We start from the raw sequence: 3277 nt of genomic DNA, 5'->3' as shown, positions 1-3277 counted from the left end.
AGAAACACACTTTACAAACGATAGAAAATGACATGATCAGCTCCAAAAAAAATCTGGACGTGTATCTAACTCAGTATTTCTTAATGAATAATATGGAGTTGAATGAAAAGTTGCTCATCGGAGAGAAAGGAAATATCTCAAGCCTTTTGAGTTCGCAAATTGGTGGTAAGGTTGAAATTTACGATTCATCTGGAACGAAAACAGAATCTTCACAAAAAATTAATAAGGAAGTTAGTGAAGATTTAAAAAAAGCGTTAAAGGGTGAGACAGCATATAGTATTAATCATTTAGAAAACAAAGTAATCGTAACTCTATCCTATCCAATTAAATCCTATGAAGAAATTGTGGGTTTTATTAGATACAGTAAGGATTATACGGAAATCTTTGATTATAATAATAGATTTAACAGTGTGATAAATTTATTCGCTGTCATTATTTTTATCTTCATATTTATTACTTCTTTTATTTTATCTAGACGTATTACAAAGCCTGTAAGGGAACTAATAAAAAGCTCGGAACAATTATCCGTTGGTAATTATGAAATTGATATACGAATTAAATCAAGAGATGAAATGGGAGAATTGGCAGAACGATTTACTAAAATGGCAGAGAGAATAAAAGAGCAAATCGATATGATCGAAAAGGATAGGGATACATTAAAACAGGTACAAGCACAAAATAAGGCTTTTTTTGATAATGTTACTCATGAATTAAAAACACCATTGACCACTATTCTAGGATATTCTCAGGTGTTAAAAGACAATGGTTTTACAGATAAAGCTTTTTTTGATAAAGGAACATCTTATATTATTAGTGAGAGTAAGAGGCTGAATGACTTAGTTATAGGCATATTAGAACTCTCGAAATCTACCTCAATTGAATATAAATATTTTTTTGAGAATGTGAATCTATCCGAATTGATTAAATCCACAGCTAATGAGATGGAAATAAAAGCGAAAAGATATAATATCACGATTTTATGTGAAGTTCAAAACAATCTTAAGCAAATAGGGGACAAAAGTAAGCTTAAAGAAGTACTGATTAATTTAATCGATAATGCAATAAAGTACAGTAGGGTTAACTCTAGTGTGCGTGTCCATGCATATAAAGAAGGGACAAAGATCCTAATTAAAGTTAAGGATGAAGGAGAAGGAATTGAAGAAGAATGTTTAGAGCGATTATTTGAACCTTTTTATAGAGCACCTCGAAGAACGGTTGGAGAGAAAGGTAGTTCAGGATTAGGGTTGGCTATTGTCAAAAGCATTATTGAAGGTCATGGAGGTAGTATTCAAATAAAGAGTGAAATCTCTAAGGGTACAGAAGTAATTGTAGAGTTGGAAGGATCTGATTGCGATTAATGGTTTTATAAAAAAATATAGAAGTTTTTTTATTTTTATCGGATTATTACTATTTTTTATGTTTGGGTTTAATATCCTGAGTGATGTTTTAGAAACTAGTAATAAAACAGGAAAGCTCATTGTACTAAGTGATGCTTTGTTCGAAAAAGACGCTCCTGATGAAGATCAATTTAATCTAGAAGTGAAAAATGTGAAAAAACTAATTACATCTTATCCTATTTGGAATCTAGATATTATCGATAATAATCATCTTGTTTATACTACATTGAATCCAGCTAATATAGGTGTAACAAAAGTGAACACGATTAATATAAACGATCAAACCACCTTTGGAATTGATGAAAATAATACTGCTAAGGGATTAGTTGTTTCTTCTGATGGTACACAGCTTCTATACTCTGTAGTTAATAGTAAGAATAGTTCTAGTGTCGTTTTTCTATATGATTTGGAAAACAAAAAAGTCAAAGCAGAATATACAGGCACTGCCCTGCAATTTTTACCGGAAAAAGATGCTTTTTTGGGTTTTGATGAAAATCAATTGTTTGTTCAGAATTTGAACACTCAAAGCAGGAAAATAATCTCCTCAGTGAATTTAAAATATAAAACGATGATTGGTAAAATAAAGGTGAGTAGCTTTAATACATCTTTGGCACATGATAGAGCGTTTATTGTGGAATTCGACCAAAATAAATCATTTATTAACATGATTAACCTGAAAAAGGACAGAATGGAGAAGGTTGTAGAAGCCGACATCATTCAGGATTTTACGGTGTTTAATGAAAGTAGTTTATTAATACAAGGTGTAGTAAATGGACAAGAAGGTCTTTTTTCATATAGTCTCAATGATAAAAAATTTAAATTGATAGTGGAAGGGCAAATAAACACATTTAACATCACTGCCGACGGCCGGTTAGCATACTCTTTGATGAAAAATGATGGAGTTAGTGAATTATACGTTGCGTATTACCATGACGATGAAATTCAGCATATGAAGCAGGTATATATGGAGTCTAATAATGTGATTTTCTTGAAATGGAATAAGTATGGTAATATGTTATTTTATGCAAGTGGTGGTGGCGAAGGAACTAACATCATAAGGTTCACTTTTTGACGTTGAAGAATGAAAACTGAAATCTCAAAAAGACATTGCTTCGTCTAGGAAACAACGAAAACAAAAGCAATCCTGATTAAAGAAAAACACAGATAATAGTTGATAAGATTAAGTTGGAGACGAAGAACAACGGATTTATTATGTTCTTAGTAATGAACTAGAAAAAGTAATCTGAAGAGCATAAAATAGATACAAAATGGTTGCTTCTATCAGGCTTGCAGGTATTATCTCGAACATCTAAATGTATGGTATTGCATCCTTACCAAGTCGGTTTTATTGCCTTTACGTAGAACGGCGAGATCATTCTTAACAAAATTTATATCAGTAAGCAACATTTCTGTAATAAATGAATCGATTATTGATGTGAAGTCATCTTTTTGTTGAAGTTCTTATTGGACAAACGGAGCAGCGCGACAAGTTTTGTCATAAGCACTACGGTGCGAAAGACGAGGAATTTCTACAGAAATTCTAACTTTATAACCGAGGATAGGAATGATAAAACCATGTATTTTGAAACTATCCCATTGATACTCCTGCATGCGTCATAATGGACAGATTATGGGGTATGAAGTTCATGTGAAGTCGGCAGAACAAAGGCTAAAGCCATTCCTTGCGGGCAAAGGTATGCCAATGGATATGCCGGATGGCTGAAAAACTAAATAAGGTGAGAATTTTCTTATACAAAGAACAGACGAACTTCCGAACGTACGGGTCTAGAGTTTAGAACAATAGGAAACTATTGTACCATCCTCACGATGGTGTGAGTGATGTGGAGTAAAAATTCAAACTTTATTATAAAGCTACATTC

The 3277-nt window shown here is 32.4% G+C and carries 2 protein-coding genes; both read left to right on the top strand.

Going from position 1 to position 3277, the window contains the following annotated elements:
• On the top strand, positions 1 to 1358 hold a 1358-nt coding region (locus V7014_RS26945), incomplete at its 5' end, for a sensor histidine kinase (RefSeq protein ID WP_335512173.1).
• A 58-nt stretch (positions 1359 to 1416) separates the two neighbouring features.
• Positions 1417 to 2469 (top strand): hypothetical protein, encoded by a 1053-nt coding sequence (locus V7014_RS26940; RefSeq protein ID WP_335512170.1) that lies wholly within the window; start codon positions 1417 to 1419, stop codon positions 2467 to 2469.
• Positions 2470 to 3277 lie beyond the last annotated feature (808 nt).

It is taken from the genome of Bacillus sp. JJ722 (genome assembly GCF_036963345.1).
In the GTDB taxonomy this organism is placed as follows: domain Bacteria; phylum Bacillota; class Bacilli; order Bacillales; family DSM-1321; genus Bacillus_AD.
The sequence above is the reverse complement of the archived record's forward strand: the minus strand, read 5'-3'. Positions and strand labels throughout refer to the sequence as shown.